2 protein-coding genes are annotated in these 3279 nt (G+C 37.6%); both read right to left on the bottom strand.

The annotated features are described in order from the left end of the window. Window positions 1-324 precede the first annotated feature (324 nt). The gene (locus tag K1J10_RS10295) at window positions 325-2547 is read right to left on the bottom strand and encodes a copper-translocating P-type ATPase (protein ID WP_223357285.1); all 2223 of its coding nucleotides are present in this window, start codon (window positions 2545-2547) and stop codon (window positions 325-327) included. 19 nt (window positions 2548-2566) lie between these two features. Continuing rightward, window positions 2567-3016 (bottom strand): CopY/TcrY family copper transport repressor, encoded by a 450-nt coding sequence (locus K1J10_RS10290; protein ID WP_002908710.1) that lies wholly within the window; start codon window positions 3014-3016, stop codon window positions 2567-2569. Window positions 3017-3279: the final 263 nt, after the last annotated feature.

Here is a 3279-nt window from a genome sequence, read left to right as displayed (position 1 = left end):
TTAGCTTACAGAACTGCTTGTGAAGCTCTAGAGGATGAGTTCAAGTAAATGTTGCACTTATTCTTGCAATTTATCGTTAAAAAACGTGTGGAGACGGTGGTATTATTGTCAAGAAAATAGAATAACATGCTATAAAACTGTCGAAATAGGTGGCTTTTAGGATTTTAACAGAAATCAGTTCTATAATAAATTAAAAATCGTGTTGGTAGAAAAATCGTCTACTTCTACCAACACGATTTTACAAAGAGCCAGTACTTACATCTCTTTTTCTCCTGTAAAACTATTGTATCTTGATACTTTAAGGAGTTTCAATCATTCGATCTGTTAACCGTTATTTTTTGGATATAAACTTAATAACATCGCATTAATGGCGACGATGACTGTTGACACAGACATTAGGATTGCTCCTAATGCAGGGCTTAATGTGATACCAATAGGAGCCAAAATTCCTGCAGCTAGAGGGATAGCTATAAAGTTATAACCAGCTCCCCAAAATAGGTTTTGTTTCATTTTACGAGTTGTTTTGTGTGCTAATTCAATGAATGATTCAATATCTCCTGGATCGGATTGAGTCAATATGACATCAGCTGAATCCAATGCAACTTGAGTTCCAGCACCTATAGCTATACCAACATCTGCTAAGGCAAGAGAAGGAGCATCATTTACACCATCACCTACCATGATAACTTTCTTTCCTTCATCTTTAAGTGTTTTAACCAACTCATATTTGTCTTGTGGAGATTGATTTGATCTATATTCAATCCCTAAAACTTCTGCTGCGCCTTGAGCCGCTTTTTCATTATCACCTGTTGCCATAATTGGTTGAATATTGTTCTTTTTAAGAGCTTTAATTAACTCTTTACTCGTTGGTTTTAATTCGTCCCCTAAAGCTACAGCACCAATGGCATCATCGTTTTCTACTAAGACACTAAGAGTTGCTCCTTTTGGAATATCCATATCAAGATTACGTCCATAGGCTTTTTGACTGATTAATTGGTAACGGTGCCCACCTGCTTTACCCTCTACTCCAGAACCGGAAATCACATCAATCGAATCAAAAGATGCTGGACGTATATCTTGCTGCTCGGCGAACCTTATAATTGATTGAGCAATTGGGTGGCTAGATCCTCCTTCAATACCTGCCAATAAGGCAATGATTTCCTCTTTTGTATATTTGTCATTAAGAAGTTTTACATCTAATACTTTAAATTCACCAGTTGTTAAAGTACCCGTTTTATCTAAAATAATCACATCTGCATCTTGAGCTATTTCTAAGGCTTGGCGGTCTTTTACTAGTAAGCCACGGCTAGCTCCTAAGCTTGTGCTACGGGCGGTTACCAATGGAATAGCCAGACCCAATGCGTGCGGACAAGCAATAACTAATGTAGTAATAGTAAATATAACTGCCGTTGGGATATCTCCAATAATCATCCACACTACAAAAGCAATTAGCGCGACAATAACAGCAATATAGAAGAGCCACCCTGCAACCTTTTGAGCAATATTTTCTGCTCTGGAAGGCTGACTTTGAGCTTGGCTGATTAAATTCTGAACTTGAGAGATGAAGGATTGATCACCTGTCTCATTCACTTTAATATAAAGAACCCCTTCTCCATTTGTTGAGCCCCCGATTACTTCATCGCCAGGGCCTTTTTTAACTGCTTTTGATTCTCCAGTCAAAAGAGCTTCATTTAAACGTGATTCGCCACGCTCGATAATCCCGTCTGCTGGCACATTTTCTCCGGCTTGAACACGAATTAAATCACCTACCTGTAAGTCAGCAACTGGTCGTGTTTCAATTGAATCGTCTTCTAATACAACGTGAGCATCTTTCGGCACTAACTTAGCCAATTCTGCTTGTGCGTCTCCTGCTTCTCCAATAGCTTTCATCTCAATCCAGTGACCTAATAGCATGATTAATAGTAATGAAGCAAATTCAAAGAAAAAGTCCATCACGTGTTCACCCGTTACGTAGGTAATGATCACAGCATAAATACTGTATAAATATGAAACACTTAAACCTAAAGAAACGAGTGCCATCATTCCAGGTTCTTTTTGTTTAAATTCGTCAACTGCACCTTGATAGAATGGACGTCCACCATAAATAATTAATATAGTAGATAAAATAGCTACTACAATATCAGAATATGGAAAAGTAAACTGGAATGGTAGTTCAAATCCATGCAAAGGGACTAAGAGCATAATAATGATTCCTAGTGGCAATGACTTTAAGAAAAGTTCCTTAAAGCTTCCGTGATGATGGTGGGCATGCCCACTGTGTCCGCTGTGATTATGCCCACTGTGTCCGCTGTGATTATGCCCACTGTGTCCGCTGTGATTATGCCCACTGTGCCCGCTGTGATCATGTCCACTGTGCCCGCTGTGATCATGCCCACTGTGCCCGCTGTGATCATGCCCAGCATGATGTACTTGATGTTGATCCTTATGGTATCCATGTTCATCTGTGATTCCATGCTCGTGTTTTAACTTATCCATGTCGTCATAATCATGGTGATTATGGGACGAATATTTGTTGTCATTATTCATTTTAAATTCCTCCTTATGCTTAATGATGATGTAAATGACATTCGCATTGTCCTTCTGGACAATTGCAATCCACTTCTTCTACTGCGAAAGATTTTTTCATCTCTAATATTTTTTCTAGTCGATCTATATCATCGAAGCTTAAAACATGATCTTCAATGATGCTTCCTATTACATTTCCGACTTTCTTATTGCAAATACGGTTAAAAATATCTTCTGCATAATCCCTTACGGCTTCTGTCTCTTCAATATTGGCAGTGTAAATAAACTTTCTACCTTCATGCTCTGTATTTAGTACGCCTTTTCCAACTAATCGACCTAAGATCGTTTTGATAGTGGATTGTGTCCAGTCCATTTTTTCTTGCAATACGGAAATGACTTTTTTACTAGTTACTCGATCATTTGCCCAAACTACACGCATGACTTCCCATTCTGCATCTGTGATATAAGTATTAAATTCTATTGTGCTCATTCTTCTTCCTCTCTAGTTGTCTACATATGTAAACGAATATGTTTAAAATAAGTTTACCATTGTAAACGAATTATGTCAAGTCTTTTTATTAAATTCTCACTTTTTGGGGTCAGTCCCTTAAAACATGCTATTTTTATCATTGATAAATATTAATAGCTAACTTTCCGAAAAACAACTATTTTTTATACGATAAATTGCAAGAATAAGTGCAACATTTACTTGAACTCATCCTCTAGAGCTTCACAAGCAGTTCTGTAAGCTAA

Origin of the sequence: Streptococcus australis (assembly GCF_019930045.1) — a bacterium.
Classification (GTDB): Bacteria; Bacillota; Bacilli; order Lactobacillales; family Streptococcaceae; genus Streptococcus; species Streptococcus australis_D.
The sequence above is the reverse complement of the archived record's forward strand: the minus strand, read 5'-3'. Positions and strand labels throughout refer to the sequence as shown.

Coding starts and splice junctions, on each gene's coding strand:
- K1J10_RS10290 (WP_002908710.1), bottom strand. CDS start 3,016: ATGAGCACAATAGAATTTAATACTTATATCACAGATGCAGAATGGGAA.
- K1J10_RS10295 (WP_223357285.1), bottom strand. CDS start 2,547: ATGAATAATGACAACAAATATTCGTCCCATAATCACCATGATTATGAC.